The sequence below is a fragment of the Streptomyces sp. NPDC006283 genome, assembly GCF_040613325.1.
Lineage (GTDB): Bacteria > Actinomycetota > Actinomycetes > Streptomycetales > Streptomycetaceae > Streptomyces.
In genome coordinates this window covers 1-2,293 of record NZ_JBEXRZ010000427.1, presented here as the reverse complement: position 1 = coordinate 2,293, position 2,293 = coordinate 1, and the positions used below count along the sequence as shown (strand labels likewise).

The window sequence follows — 2,293 nt, the reverse complement described above, 5'->3', positions numbered from 1 at the left end:
CGCTCTCCCCGACGAGCGCGACCGTCTCGCCGGGCTCCACCACCAGCCTCGCCGAAGGCTTGCGCCTCCTTCGATTCACCGCGCCTCACGGCGCACTGACAGGGTTTTTACCGGCACCCCAAGACGCCACCGCTTTGGTGTGCACCGAACCACGAGCTCTTGCCTGTCTGCCGCGTAGCAGGACTATGTCCTGGCTGTTCGCAATCTGTTCGTATCCGTTGACTAGGCGGTTGGCCCAGGCGGCGGCGCTCCTGCCGGCCGCGCTCTCCCTGGGGGCCTGTGCTCCCTGGGGGCCTTAAGGTCATCGTCCCGGCAGCGCTAACGACGGCATCAGCATCCCGGACTACGTCACGCTCGTCACGGTCATCGTGGCTAGGAGAGGTGTATAAATGGTGACGCTCGGGCTGATCGGCGAATACGTCGGCCGCACCTACTACGAGACCGAGCGGCGCCCCCATTTTCTCGTCAAGGAAGCCCACGGCTTCCCCAGCAAGCCCGAAGGCATCGAGTGGCGCGAGACAAATGGAGCTGGCCAACGTGACGGGGTGGTCTAATGCTGCATCGCCTGACGAACGGACAGTTACGGCAGATCGTTCGCTTCAGCCTTATCGGCGCTGTCAACACCGGGACGTTTTATATCTTCTATCGGTTGCTGCTGCCGTGGATGCCATACTTCGGCGCCTACACCATCGCCTTCCTGCTGAGTATGCTCGGCTCGTTTTTCATGAACACATATTTCACGTACCGTACCCGACCCACCTGGAAGAAGCTTCTCCTCTTCCCCCTTACAAACATGACAAATTTTGTGGTGCAGAGCGCTGGCCTATTCGCTTTGGTGCACTTAGTCGGTTTGGGCAAACAGTACGCACCGCTGGTGGCGGCGATGGTTGCCATCCCTTTCACCTACCTGTTATCAAAACGCATTCTCCTACCAAAAGAAGACGAAAAGGCTTCCGCCCGGCAGCGATCACGTGAAAGTGCGTGAGCACCTACACCAACAAGTGAAGGGGTGCTGTCACGTTGCCGGTTGGCCTGGGATGATCTTCGGGTTGTCCGTATGCGCGGCTGGTCGTGCCGGATATGGTGCCGTCGTACAAAACCACCGCTACTCGGTGGAGGTCATCTCGCATGGCGTGTGGCTGTACTTCCGGTTCCCCCTCAGCTTCCGCGAGGTGGAGGAGCCGATGCTGGAGCGCGGCGCCGTCGTGTCCTACGAGACCGACGGCGCTGGTGTGTGAAGTTCGGGCAGGCCTACGCTAACTCGCTGCGCCGGCGACGTCCGCGGCCGGGGGATAAGTGGCATCTCGACGAGGTCTTCATCAAGATCAACGGTGAGCAGAAGTACCTGTGGTGGGCCGTCGACGCCGCCGACAATGTCCTTGACATCCTGGTCCAGAACTACATCGGTGGTGCGGTTAGGCACTGTCCCGGCGGATCACGCAACGAGGAACCGGAAGGCCCTCCTGAATGGCACCGGTTGGCACGACAGCCCTTTCAGTTCTTACCGATGTGGTGGGCCTTGGCGACGAGTCTCCGACGCAGCTTCGGCACTGCACATGCGTAGTCGATCAGCAGGTTCCGGTAGGTGGTGTTCGCGAGTTCCGGCGCCAGGGATAAACGCGAGTGGGTGCGGGTCCGCCAGCCTTGATCATCATGGCGTCGGCCTCGGGGACCATCGTGCCAGCGATCGCGCGGCTAGTTGCCGCGCAAGAGGACACCGTCCGCGACGTGATCCATGCGTTCAGCCGCGCTGAACCCTCGGTGGGCGGGAGGCCGTCCCCGCCTGATCAGCGATGACGAGCGCGAGTTCATTGTCGCGACGGCCCAGACCCCCGCCCGGTCACGCTGGGGCGTCCGTTCACGCACTGGGGTCTTCGAAAGCTCGCCGACTACCTGGCCTGCAACCGGGTCCGGACGGTGAAGGTCGGCCGGGAACGGCTGCGGCAGATCCTGCGCAGGCAGGGGATCTCCTTCTAGCGCACTCGTACTGGAAGGAGTCAAAGGATCCCGACAAGGACACCAAACTCGACCGCATCGAGCACGTGACCAGCCACTTCCCTGACCGGTGTTTCGCGTTCGACCAGTTCGGCCCGCTGTCGATCCGCCCCTGCTACGGCTCCGCCTGGGCTGGGCTGAGGAGAGGAGACCGGACCGGCTGCCGGCCACCTACCGCCGCACCCACGGCATCCGGTACTTTCACGACTCTTAATGAGTTTAGTCAAGCCGTCTGAGCCTCTCGGGCCGCCTTCTCGCGGGGGTTGTACTCCCTCTCATAGAGCCGGCCATCTCGGAG

The 2,293-nt window shown here is 62.4% G+C and carries 2 protein-coding genes and 2 pseudogenes; all 4 read left to right on the top strand.

What is annotated here, in order from left to right:
- The first annotated feature begins 389 nt into the window (after window positions 1-389).
- Window positions 390-554: a hypothetical protein gene (locus ABZ070_RS36915; protein WP_356640528.1), complete on the top strand. Its 165-nt coding sequence runs from the start codon at window positions 390-392 to the stop codon at window positions 552-554.
- Window positions 554-985, top strand: a complete 432-nt coding sequence (locus tag ABZ070_RS36910; RefSeq protein WP_356640526.1) for a GtrA family protein — start codon at window positions 554-556, stop codon at window positions 983-985. The genes ABZ070_RS36915 and ABZ070_RS36910 overlap by 1 nt, the downstream gene beginning before the upstream one ends.
- A gap of 52 nt (window positions 986-1,037) precedes the next feature.
- Window positions 1,038-1,396 (top strand): annotated as a pseudogene (locus ABZ070_RS36905) (DDE-type integrase/transposase/recombinase); the annotation flags it as partial.
- A 257-nt stretch (window positions 1,397-1,653) separates the two neighbouring features.
- A pseudogene (locus ABZ070_RS36900) lies at window positions 1,654-2,200 on the top strand (helix-turn-helix domain-containing protein); the annotation flags it as partial.
- Window positions 2,201-2,293: the final 93 nt, after the last annotated feature.